The sequence below is a fragment of the Pseudoalteromonas fuliginea genome, from assembly GCF_000690055.1.
GTDB lineage: Bacteria > Pseudomonadota > Gammaproteobacteria > Enterobacterales > Alteromonadaceae > Pseudoalteromonas > Pseudoalteromonas fuliginea.
This window is the reverse complement of sequence record NZ_JJNZ01000016.1, coordinates 1-15,270: the sequence shown is the minus strand read 5'-3', so window position 1 is coordinate 15,270 and position 15,270 is coordinate 1. Positions and strand designations below refer to the sequence as shown.

The window sequence follows — 15,270 nt, the reverse complement described above, 5'->3', positions numbered from 1 at the left end:
CCAAAATTAGTTGACCACTACACTCCTGATGATCTTGAAACTATAGTGAAAGTTTTTACCGACGGTGATGAGTATCAAAGGAAAGTTAGTTCACCTCGCTCAGGAAGTAAAGATTATTCTTTTGAAAATAAAAAGACAGAACCCGAGGAACGATATTTTCGTTCAGTTATGCTCACTCAAGAAGCAGTTGATGGTTTTTTAAGAGAGCTTAAGCCTGAATCTCGATACGAAAGATTCATGGAAGAACAACTTGGTGGGGATAACTCACTTGAGGTGACCCGTCAACAAATTCAATTAATGCTGAGCACTCTAAAAAGTAAATTAGTTAAGCTTGAGGATGAAGCAAAAGATATTAACGATAAAAACTTAATGAAAGAGCGAAATAGTGAAACTAATTTTGACTCAAACTGTTTACTAACAACAAACAATTTTATCGTTGAGCTAAATAAACAAGGTAGTAATTTAAATCTATTAGATGATGGTTTTAATGAAGAGAAACATGCAAATCTAGAGCTGCAAATTAATGTTCATAAAAGTAATATTAATAATGAGGTTACACAGTTTTTTTCACAGAAAGAATATTTAGAATCACACCTGAATTCTTTTACTACTTATGAAAATCATCACAATGAAATAAAAAAGCTAAAAGAAATAGTTGCTCAGTTATCTAAGCAAGAAGTTGATATCAAAGCTTATGAAGAGCTAAGCAATGAATTGCAAGTTTTACAAGAAAAGAAAAAGACTGATGAGCTTCATTTCAATAGCTTACTTGCAAAGGAAAAAGAGTTCCCTAAGTTTGTTGAAAAAATAAATTTACAGCCAAGTTTATCGAAAAAAACAAAAGAAATAAGTGATAGATTAAGTGAAAACGTCAGGTTTTTTGAGAATAAAACGACTGTTTTAAATGATTTAGAAAAGCAAAGAAATACACTTTTTGTTGCAAGGGAAGAGTTTAATAGTAAGAGAAAAAATGCAACTTCCTATTACAGTGAAATAGTGCGGTTAGAAGCTATTATCGAACAGTTAAATAGCAGTGCAATTGAAACCGAACAAAGTGAATTAGAAGAGAAGGAATCCAATTTAAAATCTATAGGTGTGAGGGTTAAAAACGTAACGATTGAAAATAGTGACTCTTTTTTAGAACATGATTTCATAAATGAAAAAATCTCTTCAATAGTCACAGAATATTTAAATACTAAATCCAAAAGTAGTGAATTAGTAAGTAAAAAGAAAGATATAGAAGCTAGAATAGAAAAAACAAAAATAAAAAATAATTCAATAACTAAACTTATTGAGCTTGGTACTGAGTTAATTAGCCAAAACCAAAATGAGAATTGTCCTTTATGCCAACATAAGCATGATTCCTTTGAAGTATTGGCAGAGTCTATCAGTACTAATTCCATTTTATCTGAGTATCAGCAATTGCTTTTTCAAGAGCTCGAAGACTGCCAAACAAGTATAAAGTTAGCAGAGGGCACTTTAGAAAAGTTAAGGGTAAACTTTAATATTGAAAAAGAAAGTCACTTAATAGTTTTGAGAGAGCAACTTCGACAGATTTTTGAGAAAAAGCAATTAGCAAAAGAAAAACTTAAAAATTTAAGCTTGTATAGAGCTGAACTTGATAAGTTAAAAAAAATAACAGATTACAAAGAATACGAGCCTTTCGTGTCAGCTGTTGAAAGTGAACTCAATAGAAATTACGTTTTAATATCTGAAATTGAAGAAAAGTTAGCCGGTGTTGAAAATGAACGTAGAGTTTTAACTAAAGAACATACCCATTTAATTACAGAACTTACGATTGCCAATAACCAAGAGAATAAAGTTGAGAATTTTATCACCGATTATTCAGGATTTTTAACGGAATTAAAAATAGCTAATGACTCGTTTAAAGATCACTTAAATGAGGGAGAGTTAAAAAGCTCAATTAGTGAAGCGTTGAAAGCGTTAAATCATAAATTCGAATTTCGTAACGAGGAGGTTAAAATCGTTGAAGCGAAAGTTGATACTTTAAAAGAGCTTTATTCGCCATCGTTTTTTAATCACTTACCAGAAAATAAAGAGAGCTTAAAAACTCAGAAAGCTAAAAACACATCAAAAATCACAGAATTAAACTCATTATTACGCGAATTTTTCACAACAGTGAACAGGTTTAACCTAGGGCACTTATTAGAGGGTGATGATTGGGTTTCACTTAAGCAAAGTTTTGGAGATGAAGTATCAACGTATCATCATAAATTTGAGCAAGGTAAAGCTCAGGTCAATGGTTTAGGATCTTTAAAAGAGCTTTCAGATCAAGTATTAACTTATGTTGAGTTTACTAAGTCTACTAAAAGACTAAATGAGTTAAAACAGAGAATTGTAAGTTGTGAATCGATAAAACAAACATTGATTGCAGATTTAAGGCTTATTAATGATTCTCTAAAATCGCAGATTGACCAGTACTTTCATGTTGATTTGATTAATACTATTTATAGAAAAATAGATCCACATCCTGACTTTAAGAGAATTACATTCCAATGTTTATTTTCTGACGAGGGAAAACCAAAACTACAAGTGTATGTTGAAAATAATGAAGGTAACGATACAATCTCACCAACCTTGAGCTTTAGTTCTGCGCAAATAAATGTACTCAGTCTGAGTATTTTTTTAGCTAAAGCCCTTAATGTAAAAAATGGTGAAAACGATGTTGATTGTATATTTATTGATGATCCTATTCAGTCAATGGATAGCATCAATGCGCTTGGTGTAATTGATTTATTGAGGAATTTAAGTGTTACTCATGGTAAGCAAATAATAATTTCAACCCATGATGATAATTTCCATGGGTTATTGAAACAGAAGTTACCGCCGAGTCTATTTAACTCTAAGTTTTTAGAACTGGAGTCGTTTGGTAAAGTTGCTTTTCACCAAGGGCAACATAACTTGGTGAATTAATTTAAGAGCGCACTGTTAGCTGCGCTATATTAATTTTACGGGAGTTATTCTACCAGTTCACTTACAATAACCGGGTTGTTATGCAGTGTTTTATGCACAGGGCATTTATCGGCTATTTCGAGTAAACGCTGGCGTTGTGGCTCTGTTAAGTCGCCACGTAAGGTGATTTTACGGGTAATGGCTTCAAGGTTACCTGTTTGCTCACAATCGTCGCAATCTTTGTTGTAATCGCGAGTGTGATCAAGCTCTACTTTTACATGCTCCAGTGGTAAGTTTTTACGTGTAGCGTACATACGCAATGTCATTGCCGTACAAGCACCAAGCCCCGCTAATAAGTGATGATACGGATCGGGACCTAAGTTTTTACCGCCTACTTTTATTGGCTCATCTGCAAGCCAAGTATGATCTTTTGTACTTACGTGCTGAGTAAATACATGGTCTTTTTCTTCAACAAGTACATTGCCACCCGTTAAACTTGCCGTGTATTTAGTTTTGTCGTACTTAACATAACGGTTTGCCCACGTTGCAATTATTTGTGCAGCGTAGTCAGCATCGTTTTTATTTGTTAAAAGGTGATCGGCGTTATCTAGACTAATAAAGCTTTTAGGGTGTTTAGCTGATGCATAAATTTTTTCAGCTTCACTAATATTTACCGTCGCATCAATAGGGGAGTGCATTACTAATAATGCGCGCTTAAGTTTACTTATGTGGCTTTTATCGTACTTGGCTATATCGTCAATAAATTGCTTTTTAATGGTAAATTCACGACCAGCTAAGTTAACTTTAGCTTCACCTGCTGCGTTAATTTCATCAAGGTGTGCTTCAAAGTTATGCGCTACGTGCTGCGCATCTGACGGTGCGCCAATGGTTGTAATAGCCGATACTTCAGGAATATGCTCCGCAGCAGCAAGAACGGCAGCCCCGCCTAAACTGTGGCCAATGAGTAGTTGCGGCGCCGCAAAATGCTCACGTAAATGATTTGCCGCTGATACTAAATCTTGAATGTTTGATGAAAAGTTACTGTTAGCAAAGTCGCCATCACTATTACCTAAACCGGTAAAGTCGAAACGCAGTACGGCAATCCCTTGTTGTGTGAGTGCACGGCTAATCCGTGTAGCTGCTGCAATGTCTTTACCGCATGTGAAGCAGTGTGCAAATAGCGCGTAAAACTTTATGTCACCAGAGGGAAGTTCAAGTTGGCCGGCAAGTTCTAAATCGCCGCTTTTAAAAGATACTTTTTGTCGCATGGGGAGCCTTATTTACACAAATAAAATACATTACATTAGTAGACCATATATAAGCACTAAACCTTGCAAATTCAACGTTTTTTTATAAATTGATTTTGATCAAACCTAGTATCAGTAACGTTACTTTGCGGACATATGTCCTTATGTTTTTGAGGTCATTTGTCTATCCTCGCATAGCGCTATAATGAAGGCTTTGCTACTTTATATAAGTAATTTAGCACTATTAAAAGCAACTCACTTCACACAACCTATTCACTGGAACGTACAATGCAATTACCTACTGTTGATTATAAAGCTCCCGATGCGGCTGCACAATTTGTTGAATCGTTAAGAAATACTGGATTTGGCGTTTTAAAAAACCACCCAATCCCACAGTCTTTAGTTGAGTCTATTTACAAAAATTGGCAAGACTTTTTTAACTCAGAGCAAAAGCACGACTTTTTATTCTCTAAAGAAACTCAAGACGGTTATTTTCCGCCTTCAGTATCTGAAGTAGCGAAAGGCTTTACAATAAAAGACATTAAAGAGTACTTCCATGTGTACCCTAAAGGTCGCGTTCCTGCCCAGCTTGAAGCTGATGTACGTCAATACTACCGTTTAGCAAGTGAATTTGCTGGCACATTGTTAAGCTGGGTTCAGGCTGAATCTCCGGCTGATGTACGTGCTAAGTTTTCGATTGATTTAAAAGACATGATTGCAGGCTCTGAGCAAACATTGTTACGTATCCTACATTACCCACCAATGACGGGTGATGAAGAGCCAGGTGCTATTCGCGCAGCAGCCCATGGCGATATTAATTTATTGACTGTATTACCAGCTTCGAATGAGCCTGGTTTACAAGTTCAAAAAACAGATGGCGGTTGGTTAGACGTGCCATGTGATTTTGGCAGCTTAATTATTAATATCGGCGACATGCTACAAGAAGCGTCGGGCGGGTATTTTCCATCGACAATTCACCGTGTAATTAACCCAACGGGTAAAGCATCTACTAAATCGCGTATTTCACTACCGTTATTTTTACACCCGCATCCAGATGTTGTGCTTTCAGAGCGCTACACGGCAGATAGCTACTTGCAAGAACGTTTGCGTGAGTTAGGTGTTAAGTAACTCTAATACTTAGAGTAATTAAGTATAAATATAAAACGGCCTATGGCCGTTTTTTGCATTTTTGAGCAACTTGATCACAGGTTTAATTTTAATAAACTATGCTCAATTGCCTGCAACGTAAATAATGGCATGCATTCTTAGCTACTACAGGTATAATGCGCGCAACTGGCTAATGTAGCCTTATTTAAAAGAGAGTTTATATGAGTTTTGAAGGTTTAGGTTTATCACAGTCTTTGGTTAATGCGGTTTTAGAAAAGGGCTATGAAACGCCAACGCCGATTCAGGCTCAAGCAATTCCTGCAATTATTGAACGCCGTGATGTTATGGCAGCAGCACAAACAGGTACAGGTAAAACAGCAGGTTTTACATTACCCCTTATTGAGCGCTTGTCGTCGGGCCCTAAAGCTAAAAGTAATCACGTACGTGCGCTTATTTTAACGCCTACACGTGAACTTGCTTTGCAAGTAAGCGAAAACGTTGAAGAGTACGCTAAGCATTCGGATGTGAGCTCATTTGTAGTTTACGGTGGCGTTAAAATTAACCCACAAATGCAGCGTCTTCGTAAAGGTGTTGATATTTTAGTAGCAACGCCGGGCCGTTTAATCGACTTACATAATCAAAATGCAGTTAAATTTGATAGCGTTGAAGTGCTTGTACTCGATGAAGCTGACCGTATGTTAGACATGGGCTTTATTCACGACATTAAACGCTTAATTGCTAAAATGCCTGCTAAACGTCAAAACTTGATGTTTTCGGCTACATTTTCTGACGAAATTCGTGCATTAGCAAAAGGGTTAATTAATGACCCAGTTGAAATTTCAGTTGCAGCAAAAAATACCACAGCGAAAAGTGTTACTCAGTGCGTTTACGCGGTAGATAAAACACGTAAAACAGCATTGCTAAGCCACTTGATTCGCACTAACGATTGGCAACAAGTCTTAGTGTTTAGCCGTACAAAGCACGGTGCTAACCGCTTAGTTAAACAACTTGAGCGCGATGACATTGTAGGCGCGGCTATCCATGGTAATAAATCACAAGGCGCACGTGTTAAAGCACTTGATGGTTTTAAAAGTGGTGAAGTACGCGTATTAGTAGCAACAGACATTGTTGCACGTGGCTTAGACATTGTTGAATTACCGCATGTTGTTAACTACGACTTACCAAACGTATATGAAGATTATGTTCACCGTATTGGCCGTACAGGCCGTGCTGGTGCGTCGGGTCATGCGATTTCGTTTGTAACGGTTGATGATGCTGTTGATTTATACGGTATTGAACGCTTTATTGGTGAGCTTATTCCACGTGCTGAAGAAGACGGTTTTGAGCCTATTAACCCAGTAGCAGAGCGCGCATTAGATGCTCGCCCACTGCCGGCTAAAAAGCCTAAGAAAAAGCAGCCTTTTAATAAGCCTAAATCTGATAGCAGCAAGCCTAACAGCAAAAAGCCGAACAATGGTGGTAATGGTACTGGCCCACGCCGTGGTGGTTCTAAAAAGCCAGCTGCTAAAACAGATGACAGCGCGCAAAACCCATGGGCAAAGCGTGAATCTGTTGGCGGTAATGGCCAACGCCGTCGTCGCACAAATAACGATTAATCATTATTAATGATTATATTGGCGTTTAATTAATTTAGAACTTGATTAAAGGTTGATACAAAAAACGCGCTCCCTTCTTTTTAATCGATAGAAGCAGCGCGTTTTTTATTGCCTGTAATTTGTACTTACTGTATTGCCTACCTGATTAAATAGTTAATACCCAAGCCGACAAATAAAGTAACACTTACGCTAAGTAGTGTGCCAAGCATAACGTACTCGGTAAGTTTTTTATCTTTACTTGCACTTAAATCGCCAAACCTAAATACCGACTTTGCCGCAAGTAAAAAACCAAGCCCTGCAAATTGGTCAAGCAATATAAAGCTCAGCATAAGTACGCGTTCCAACATACCAATGCTTTGCCCTGCAAGTGGTAAGCTACCAGTACTTGAAAAGTTACTTGTTAAACGCTCTAACATCATTCTTATAAATACGGCGCTGGGACTTAAAATAATTAAATAACCGCATACCACCCACAGTATTTTGGGATCAGTGAGCATATTTTTAATTGCAGCCATAAAGCTACTGTTATCAGTTAACCAAATACTGAGCGCAATAATAACGAGTATGTGCGCTATTTGATCTAGCAAAAAAGGCACCACGCCTTTATTAGAATACGATTTAGCTATATCAATAAAGTAATGGCTCAACATAATGCTCGCCGTGGTAATTAAAACACTGCTTAGTTGTTGCCACCCAAAGGTGTATTCCCAAACGGTAATGATGAGTGCACTTGTTATACCATGCACTAGTACATGAAAATAAAGCTTACTGGCTTTAAAGTGACGGGTATTTCTGTCGTTTACCCAACTCATAGGTTGCCAGTAAAAATCAGCGAGTAAGTGGCCAATAATAAGCGCGACCAGTAAAAGTGAAAATTCCATTATTCACCTCCTTTAATTATATTTTTTATAACGTGTTGTGTGTGCTTAATAAAGCGCTCTATAAGTTGGTAGTGCGCTAAATTTAGTAGTTTGGTTACGTTTTCGCGACTTGTTTTAAGCTCTTTAGCCAGTGCCGCGTGGCTGTTGTCTGGTGATGTTAAATAGACATACAGGGCATTTGCTTGTTTTTGTGTGATTTTAGTGAGCAATACGTCGGCAAAAGTTAAATTAAGATTTAAGCTTTCATCGAGCTGCTGCTCGTTAATATTAAAAACAAAGCGTTGATTGCCTATTTTATCAAGGCCTTGTCCCGAAAGCGTAAAAGCAGAACCCGTTGCTGTTTTTATATCGCTGCGTGGGTTATCTATTTGCCCAAGCGCCAAGCTTTGTCGTAGTTCATAACCTGACGATTTAAGGTGTAAATATACAAGTATGGCATTTTTAAAAAGGAGCTCAGGATTGTTAACTTGTAACTGAAAGGCATCGCCTCGGTATATATTCCAAAGGGTTTGCTCACCCGAAATATTTCGCAAACTTTGCTCTAGTTGGTAAAGCATGGCATCGTATTGCTGCTTAGGGATTGTTTGCGATTTAATAATATCGCCGCTGATCACACCAATCATAAAAATCTCAAAATGGTTACTTTTTAATATGTAACCAATATTGGTTACATAAGGGTATGTAACTAATTTAGGTTACTTAAATATAAATTGCAAGGTACACTTATTTTATAACGTTACTTTTATTGCTATTAATCCTCACTAGGACACTAAATGACTTTACAAAACGAGCAGCAAAGCACGAAACCACAGGTCGGTATTTTTGTTGATGTGCAAAATATTTATTACACGTGCCGCGAGAGTTACGGAAAAAACTTTGACTACAATGCGTTTTGGCGGGTAATGCAGGCGCAATACAATATTGAGTGTGCTTTTGCGTATGCTATTTATCGAGGAGATGAAAAGCAAAATCAGTTTCAAAATATTTTGCGTGCGATTGGTTTTGAGGTAAAGCTAAAGCCATTTATTCAACGTCGTGATGGCAGTGCAAAAGGTGACTGGGATGTAGGCATAACAATAGACATGTTAGAGCAGGGTAAAAGCCTTGATAAGGTTATTTTGCTCTCTGGCGATGGTGACTTTGCTTTGTTACTTGGGCATTTAAAAAATCAATATAATGTACCGTGCGATGTATACGGTGCTGACCGGTTAACTGCAGAGGTATTAAAACAAAGCGCAGAGCAATTTCATTTAATTGATAATACTTTGCTACTTTAACAGTAAAAAATAGTTAAAAAGGTGCAAGCTAAGTGCCTGCAACATGAGAGATTTTAATACAAAGCCGTAATAGATGAATTAAGCCTTATATAGGCTTTTTTATTACTGTAATCAATTGGGTTTGCTAAATGATTATGGTAATTTTAAAGCATAACGAGTTACCAAGGACTTACATGCTTCATTACAGCAACATGCCACTAGATAGAGGCTCAAATTTTCGTAAAGACCCATCGTGGCTTAAAGCGCAAATGTCGGCGCAAAGTAAATGGGTTTTAGTTAAAAATAATCAAACCCTATTTATTAAAGATACCCCTAAAGTAAGCTATTTAACGTATCAACAAGTGGCACATTTAGATTTAACGAGTGCTATTTTTGTTGGTTTAAACAATGCTAAACATGGTGTGTTTGCATTGGATGTTTCTGATCTGGATGAAAGCGTACTTTCGCCTTTAATAGAGGGCGCTCAGTTTTTTGATATTCGCCAATATGGGCCTCAAGTAACCATTAAATATGCCTCAATAGCCGCCCTTGCGAGAGGGTTATGTTATTGGCATGCCACGCACCGTTTTTGTGGGCGCTGCGGTAGTAAAAACCGTTCAGTGGAAGCCGGGCATTCTAGAGTCTGTGAAAACGAAAACTGTAAGCATCCTACATTCCCGCGTACCGATCCTGCGGTAATTATGGTCGTTACTAAAGTCTTTGCTGACGGAGTAGAGCGATGCCTGTTAGGTCGCCAAGCTGCGTGGCCCACTGGTATGTATTCGTCGCTTGCTGGATTTGTAGACCCAGGGGAGACACTGGAACAAGCTGTTGCGCGTGAAGTTAAAGAAGAGGCAGGCATAGAGGTTGATAACGTACGTTATGTTGCATCTCAGCCATGGCCGTTCCCATCGTCAATTATGCTAGGTTTTTTTGCACAGGCGACATCTGAGCAAATTAACGTAGATAAAGAAGAGCTAGACGATGCAAAATGGTTTAGCCGTGAAGACTTAGAGCAATTTGGTAATTGGCACGAAGAAGGGGAGCATTTAAAGCTGCCTAGAACCGATTCTATCTCTCGTTATTTAATTGAGCATTGGCGCACAAACCCTTAAGGATTAACAATGTCGAGTAAAAGTAATAAAAACACTCAGCTGGTATCATCAGGGCGAAAAAAAGCCTATACACATGGCGTAGTAAATCCCGTTGTACAGCGTGCATCTACCATTGTATTTGATACCGTAGCAGATTTAAAAGAAGCAGCTAAAACCCGTGGCGATAAAACGTTATTTTATGGGCGCCGAGGAACAACAACACACTTTGCGCTACAAGAAGCGATTACAGAACTTGAAGGCGGCGAAGGGTGTGCATTGTACCCTTGTGGCGCTGCGGCGATCAGCCAAGTATTTTTATCGTTTTTAAAAACCGGTGATCATATTTTAATGGTTGATAACGTGTACGAACCAACTCGCGATTTTTGCGATAAAATTTTAGTGGGGCTGGGCATTACAACAACCTATTACCCGCCAACCATTGGCGCAGGTATTAAAGATTACATTCAGCCAAATACTAAAGTGTTGTTTTTAGAATCTCCAGGTTCTATTACGATGGAAGTGCAAGATGTGCCCGCTATGGTAAAAGTAGCCAATGAGCACAACGTAATGACCATGCTTGATAATACCTACGGTAACGGCTTGCATTATCGCCCGTTAGAGCACGGTGTTGATATTAGTATTCAAGCTGCAACAAAGTATATTGTTGGCCATTCAGACGTGATGATGGGGGTGGCTGTTGCTAATAAAAGGTATTGGCCAACCTTGCGCGAAAACTCATACTTACTAGGGCAATGTACCAGTGCCGATGATGCGTATTTAGCACTTAGAGGCCTGCGTACAATGGGTGTGCGTTTAAATCAACATGAAAAAGCAGCAATAGAAGTAGCTAAGTGGCTTGAGCAACATGAGCTTGTTGATCATATTCGACACCCTGCATTTGAAAGCTGCCCAGGGCATGAGTTCTTTAAACGTGACTTTGATGGCAGTAATGGGTTGTTTTCATTTGTGATGAAAACCGGCAATCAAAAAGCGATTGATGCATTTTTAGATAGCCTTGAGCATATTAAAATGGGCTTTTCGTGGGGCGGTTTTGAAAGCTTAGTAACGGCTAATTTAACTATGAAAGGGTTGCGCTCAAATACAGGTTGGGATTTAGGGCCGGTTATTCGCTTGCACATAGGCCTTGAAGATGTAGAAGATTTAATTAGCGATTTAAGCCAAGCACTTGAGGTTTATAAGCAGTATTTATAATTTATATCGCAATTTATGTTGTTACATTTAAATGTATTGTTACAAAGCTCACCACAGGTGAGCTTTTTTTTGCTGGTAATTCAAGGTGTTTACACTTAGTGTGGATAAATACACAGAAAATAAAAAGTCATTAAGGATAGTCAATGGCAACACCATTACCGATAAACGTAGGGCGATTAACGCAAATAGCGGGATTTGAGCTTGTACGTATGTTTTTAACTAAACGTGGACTTATTGCATTAGCTGCCTTTGCATTGGTGTGGCTAATAATACTGCGCTACCCAATAGGGCAGGCAGTAGGCATTGTAAGTGCGCCCGATTTTGAGCAAATAGCCCGTGATATATCAGGTTCTATTGGTTTAAGTAAATTATTGGATTGGCCTGAGGCCGAATTTGCTATGTACTGGTTAATAGCCCTGTATAGCTTTCCTGTTTTTGGTTTATTTATTTGTAGCGACCAAACGGTAGGCGACAGAGAGCGCGGCACACTAAGGTTTTTATCACTGCGCTCCACTCGCTTTGAAATACTGTTTGGCCGTTTTTTAGGGCAGCTAGGAGTATTAGCCTGCTTGGTGGGTATAACGCTTGTGGCTACGCTCGCGGTACTAGGGTTTAGAGATCCAAGTTTACTGGCTGGTGGTTTTGCTCGTGCGCTTTCTATATTTTTAATATTAGTGATTACTCTGTGCCCATTTGTAGCACTTATGACGTTAATAAATACCTTTGCTCGCTCATCGCGTTTATCTATTGTATTGGCAATTTTATATTTTGCAGCAGGCGGTATTGTTGTGGGAATACTACAATGGCAAATACCCGCATTAGGCTTGCTTGATTATTTATTTCCGGGTGTGCAATTAGAGCTATTAGCGGGGCAAAATTTACCATTATTGAGCGCTGTGGCTATTCCCCTTGTGCAAACTGCAGTGCTACTAAGCGTTGCTCAACGTATTTTTGCAAGGAGCTCACTATGAGACCATTAATTACAGCTAGCGGTTTGAGTAAATCGTATGGTGCAAAACTTGCGCTTAATAATGTGGACTTTGAAATTAACAAAGGCGCGCCAGTGGCGCTTGTTGGGCCAAATGGTGCGGGTAAAACTACCTTATTTAGTTTGTTGTGCGGCTATATAGCACCAAGTAAAGGCAGCCTTGAAATATTAGGGCATAAACCTGGTAGTGCTGCTTTATTTAATAAAGTAAGTGCATTACCGCAAGACGCACAACTTGACCCCCGCTTTAACATAGACAAGCAACTCGCCTTTTATGCAAAGCTACAAGGTATGGGGGCAAAGCAAAGCCAAACTGAGGCGCTACGTGTACTTGATTTGGTTGGCTTAAAAGAAATTGCAAAGCAGCGTGCAGGGGACTTATCGCACGGTATGCGCAAGCGCGTTACGATAGCGCAAGCACTTATTGGCGCGCCACAAATTGTAATGCTTGATGAAGCAACCGCAGGGCTTGATCCGATTCATGCCAGAGAAGTACGTGAGCTTGTATCTGAATTAAGTGAGCAGGCTACATTTATTTTAAGCTCTCACGATTTAACAGAGCTTGAGCGACTATGCTCACAGGTACTTCATTTAGATAAAGGCGTACTAAGCGAGCATCAAACAAAAACTAATAATACAGATAAACACTTTTATACATTAATGCTAAGCGAGGCTTATCAAAATGTTGAGCAACAGCTTCAAGCAATTGCAGGTGTGAGTCGTGTGTATATGAGCCAACATAAAGAATATGTAGTTGAGTATCAGCCAACGAGCGATCCACTTGATATTGCACTACTGAATTTTTGTCATCAACAACACTGGCAGTACAGGCAGTTAGTTAATGGTCATACATTAGAGAATCAAATATTTAAACAGGAGAAAGTATAATGGGTTTACTTAGCGGACTTATGGGTAATGCAAGTGAAGTTGACGATTCTGATTTAGAAAAAATCCTCGCCAATACATTAATTGACGGCGAGCAAGTAGAAAAAGCATATAAAGTAGTACGTGATATGTTTATTTTTACTAATAAGCGCTTAATTTTAATTGATAAGCAAGGTATGACCGGCTCTAAAATGGAAATGGTGAGCATTGCTTACTCTAAAATAACTAAGTTTAGTAAAGAAAGTGCAGGCCATTTTGACTTAGATGCCGAGCTAAAAATATGGGTTGGCTCAGATCCTACACCAATTAGTAAAGAATTTAAGTCTGGCGATAACATTAATGATGTTTATCGAATTATTAGTCAACATGCACTTTAGGTACAAATTGCATTGTATTTATTGGCTTTTTTATTGATTCATATTTTAAGTAGTTGTTGACTAAATGTAGCAACTACTCTAAGTTAACATTTAGTAACAATAATTTATAATTTATCTAATAAATACAGGTGGTTAGTTGAGCTGCCGTTCAGTTTTGATTCAGTTTTTAGGCGCTAGGATGTGCCCCGACTTTAGCAACACAGCTAGAGCGTAAAAAGTAATATACATAGGGAAATTAAAAATGAAAAAGTTAGCCGTTATTATTTCGAGCATTTTATTATCAAGCGCTGCAACCACTGCAATGGCCGCAGATACTTACCAATCAATCAGCCATGTAGGATACATGGACACTGATGGTAATGACACGGTGAGCGTTGACTCAACTTATTATTTTTCTCCAAAAGCGACTTTAGGTCCTTACGATCAATTTGAGTACATCAATAAGCAAACAAATGTTTATGGTGCATACAGTGATAATGACTTTGGAGATGTTACTCGCGTTGGCGGTGAGTATTTTGTAGAAGATTTTGTATTAGGTGCACAGTACGATAATATCGATAGTGATTTTGGCTCAAGCACGGATGTAATTGAACTTTCTGCTGGTTACTTCTTTAATCCAAACCTTGTACTAAAAGCAACGTTTGTAGATTTCGAAGATGCTGACAATCATTTTATGTTTGACTTAGCATATAACCACGAATTAAACAGCACTGATTACATCGGCTTTACAGTAACATCAGATGATGAGTTTGATTACCGTGCAGTAGCAGCAAAGTACTTTGTTGATTTACAACAAGGTAACTACTTAACTGTTGAAGGTAAATTTGAAGATGTTGATGGCGGTTCAAGTAACTGGGAATTAGCATCTAACTACTATTTCAGCAAAGCAACATCGGTTTTTGTTACAGTTAATAAAAATGATGATTACACTCTTGGTGCTCAACACTTTTTCAACAACAATGTTGGTTTAGAAGTAGGTTATGGCAATAACTGGGATGATTCTGATTATGATGCTTACTTTGCAAATGTAAGCTTACAGTTCTAATTCAGCTGTAAATTAGTAATATAATACTAAAAGCCCGCTCAATTGAGCGGGCTTTTGCGTTTAGCACTATTTATCAGCGGCAGTTACGGCCTTCATTTTGCTTCGCGTGTACTTCTTTTGAGTTTTTCAAGTTTGCGTATATTCATACCAATTCCAATAAATAGCTGATCTATTTTACTTGCTAAAACAACCCATTTCTTTGTTGTAAATTTCGCAAAGGGAACAACCATTTACATCAATTTACGCCTAGAACTGAATTATTTTTCGGCGTAAAATTTAGATCACATACTTAATGGAATTGGTATCGCACTGCACGGTTCAGTTCTTTTTCTGTTTTTTATTATAAATGCATTTGCATCTTAAGCAGTTACGGCTTTTTAATTTGTGTTGAATCTCTCGTATCTATGATATTCCTTAATTTATTATTTAACCTGAACTCTGGATAAGAGATTTAGTAACGTATTGAATCATGGTGATATTTAAATTTATTTTCTCTAGCCAGAGGTTTTCAGTGAAAACAAGGCTAATTTACGCGTCAACAGCGGGCCTATTGCAAGTAAATTCAACACAGTTAGCGCTGAAAATAGCTGCTTGAGATAGATTTATTATCCAGAATTGAGGTTATTCACTATCTAAAGTATATTCAAAG

At 38.0% G+C, this 15,270-nt stretch carries 13 protein-coding genes; 10 read left to right on the top strand and 3 right to left on the bottom strand.

Annotated features, from left to right (window positions below):
* The coding region (locus tag DC53_RS22125) for a hypothetical protein (RefSeq protein ID WP_033028808.1) at window positions 1-2,934 on the top strand (2,934 nt) is incomplete at its 5' end.
* A gap of 44 nt (window positions 2,935-2,978) precedes the next feature.
* Here DC53_RS22125 and DC53_RS15170 read toward each other — a convergent pair.
* Window positions 2,979-4,181, bottom strand: coding sequence for a bifunctional alpha/beta hydrolase/OsmC family protein (locus DC53_RS15170; protein ID WP_033028807.1), 1,203 nt, complete (start codon window positions 4,179-4,181; stop codon window positions 2,979-2,981).
* 267 nt (window positions 4,182-4,448) lie between these two features.
* On the opposite strand from DC53_RS15170, the gene DC53_RS15175 reads away from it, so the two are divergent.
* Together DC53_RS15175 and DC53_RS15180 are read left to right on the top strand one after the other, a co-directional pair.
* Window positions 4,449-5,288 (top strand): isopenicillin N synthase family dioxygenase, encoded by an 840-nt coding sequence (locus DC53_RS15175; RefSeq protein ID WP_033028806.1) that lies wholly within the window; start codon window positions 4,449-4,451, stop codon window positions 5,286-5,288.
* Window positions 5,289-5,488: 200 nt separating this feature from the next.
* Window positions 5,489-6,883 carry a DEAD/DEAH box helicase gene (locus DC53_RS15180; RefSeq protein WP_024595752.1) on the top strand — a complete coding sequence of 465 codons (1,395 nt, stop codon included), beginning with the start codon at window positions 5,489-5,491 and terminating at the stop codon, window positions 6,881-6,883.
* Between the two features lie 137 nt (window positions 6,884-7,020).
* On the opposite strand, the gene DC53_RS15185 is transcribed toward DC53_RS15180, so the two are convergent.
* Window positions 7,021-7,764 (bottom strand): DUF3307 domain-containing protein, encoded by a 744-nt coding sequence (locus DC53_RS15185; RefSeq protein WP_033028805.1) that lies wholly within the window; start codon window positions 7,762-7,764, stop codon window positions 7,021-7,023.
* Window positions 7,764-8,387 carry a hypothetical protein gene (locus DC53_RS15190; RefSeq protein WP_033028804.1) on the bottom strand — a complete coding sequence of 208 codons (624 nt, stop codon included), beginning with the start codon at window positions 8,385-8,387 and terminating at the stop codon, window positions 7,764-7,766. The genes DC53_RS15185 and DC53_RS15190 overlap by 1 nt, the downstream gene beginning before the upstream one ends.
* Before the next feature lie 150 nt (window positions 8,388-8,537).
* Between DC53_RS15190 and DC53_RS15195 the strand changes: the two genes are divergently transcribed.
* The 7 genes from DC53_RS15195 (at window position 8,538) to DC53_RS15225 (ending at window position 14,621) form a co-directional block, all read left to right on the top strand.
* On the top strand, window positions 8,538-9,041 hold the full coding sequence (locus DC53_RS15195; RefSeq protein ID WP_033028803.1) for a LabA-like NYN domain-containing protein: 504 nt from the start codon (window positions 8,538-8,540) through the stop codon (window positions 9,039-9,041).
* 173 nt (window positions 9,042-9,214) lie between these two features.
* Window positions 9,215-10,135, top strand: a complete 921-nt coding sequence (nudC, locus tag DC53_RS15200; protein ID WP_002962842.1) for an NAD(+) diphosphatase — start codon at window positions 9,215-9,217, stop codon at window positions 10,133-10,135.
* A gap of 9 nt (window positions 10,136-10,144) precedes the next feature.
* The gene (locus DC53_RS15205; RefSeq protein WP_033028802.1) at window positions 10,145-11,326 is read left to right on the top strand and encodes a cystathionine beta-lyase; all 1,182 of its coding nucleotides are present in this window, start codon (window positions 10,145-10,147) and stop codon (window positions 11,324-11,326) included.
* A 143-nt stretch (window positions 11,327-11,469) separates the two neighbouring features.
* A complete protein-coding gene (locus DC53_RS15210; RefSeq protein ID WP_007377981.1) occupies window positions 11,470-12,297 on the top strand; it encodes an ABC transporter permease in 828 nt (275 codons plus the stop codon).
* Window positions 12,294-13,202 carry an ABC transporter ATP-binding protein gene (locus DC53_RS15215; RefSeq protein ID WP_007377980.1) on the top strand — a complete coding sequence of 303 codons (909 nt, stop codon included), beginning with the start codon at window positions 12,294-12,296 and terminating at the stop codon, window positions 13,200-13,202. Before DC53_RS15210 ends, DC53_RS15215 begins: the two co-directional genes overlap by 4 nt.
* Window positions 13,202-13,576: a PH domain-containing protein gene (locus DC53_RS15220; protein ID WP_007377979.1), complete on the top strand. Its 375-nt coding sequence runs from the start codon at window positions 13,202-13,204 to the stop codon at window positions 13,574-13,576. Before DC53_RS15215 ends, DC53_RS15220 begins: the two co-directional genes overlap by 1 nt.
* Before the next feature lie 241 nt (window positions 13,577-13,817).
* Window positions 13,818-14,621, top strand: coding sequence for a putative porin (locus DC53_RS15225; protein ID WP_033028801.1), 804 nt, complete (start codon window positions 13,818-13,820; stop codon window positions 14,619-14,621).
* The last annotated feature ends 649 nt before the right edge of the window (window positions 14,622-15,270 follow it).

Excerpts from the sequence above, each read along its gene's own strand:
- DC53_RS15205 (WP_033028802.1), top strand. The coding sequence starts at position 10,145 with ATGTCGAGTAAAAGTAATAAAAACACTCAGCTGGTATCATCAGGGCGA.
- DC53_RS15190 (WP_033028804.1), bottom strand. The coding sequence starts at position 8,387 with ATGATTGGTGTGATCAGCGGCGATATTATTAAATCGCAAACAATCCCT.
- DC53_RS15215 (WP_007377980.1), top strand. The coding sequence starts at position 12,294 with ATGAGACCATTAATTACAGCTAGCGGTTTGAGTAAATCGTATGGTGCA.
- DC53_RS15175 (WP_033028806.1), top strand. The coding sequence starts at position 4,449 with ATGCAATTACCTACTGTTGATTATAAAGCTCCCGATGCGGCTGCACAA.
- DC53_RS15195 (WP_033028803.1), top strand. The coding sequence starts at position 8,538 with ATGACTTTACAAAACGAGCAGCAAAGCACGAAACCACAGGTCGGTATT.
- DC53_RS15180 (WP_024595752.1), top strand. The coding sequence starts at position 5,489 with ATGAGTTTTGAAGGTTTAGGTTTATCACAGTCTTTGGTTAATGCGGTT.
- DC53_RS15225 (WP_033028801.1), top strand. The coding sequence starts at position 13,818 with ATGAAAAAGTTAGCCGTTATTATTTCGAGCATTTTATTATCAAGCGCT.
- DC53_RS15210 (WP_007377981.1), top strand. The coding sequence starts at position 11,470 with ATGGCAACACCATTACCGATAAACGTAGGGCGATTAACGCAAATAGCG.
- DC53_RS15185 (WP_033028805.1), bottom strand. The coding sequence starts at position 7,764 with ATGGAATTTTCACTTTTACTGGTCGCGCTTATTATTGGCCACTTACTC.
- DC53_RS15170 (WP_033028807.1), bottom strand. The coding sequence starts at position 4,181 with ATGCGACAAAAAGTATCTTTTAAAAGCGGCGATTTAGAACTTGCCGGC.
- nudC (WP_002962842.1), top strand. The coding sequence starts at position 9,215 with ATGCTTCATTACAGCAACATGCCACTAGATAGAGGCTCAAATTTTCGT.
- DC53_RS15220 (WP_007377979.1), top strand. The coding sequence starts at position 13,202 with ATGGGTTTACTTAGCGGACTTATGGGTAATGCAAGTGAAGTTGACGAT.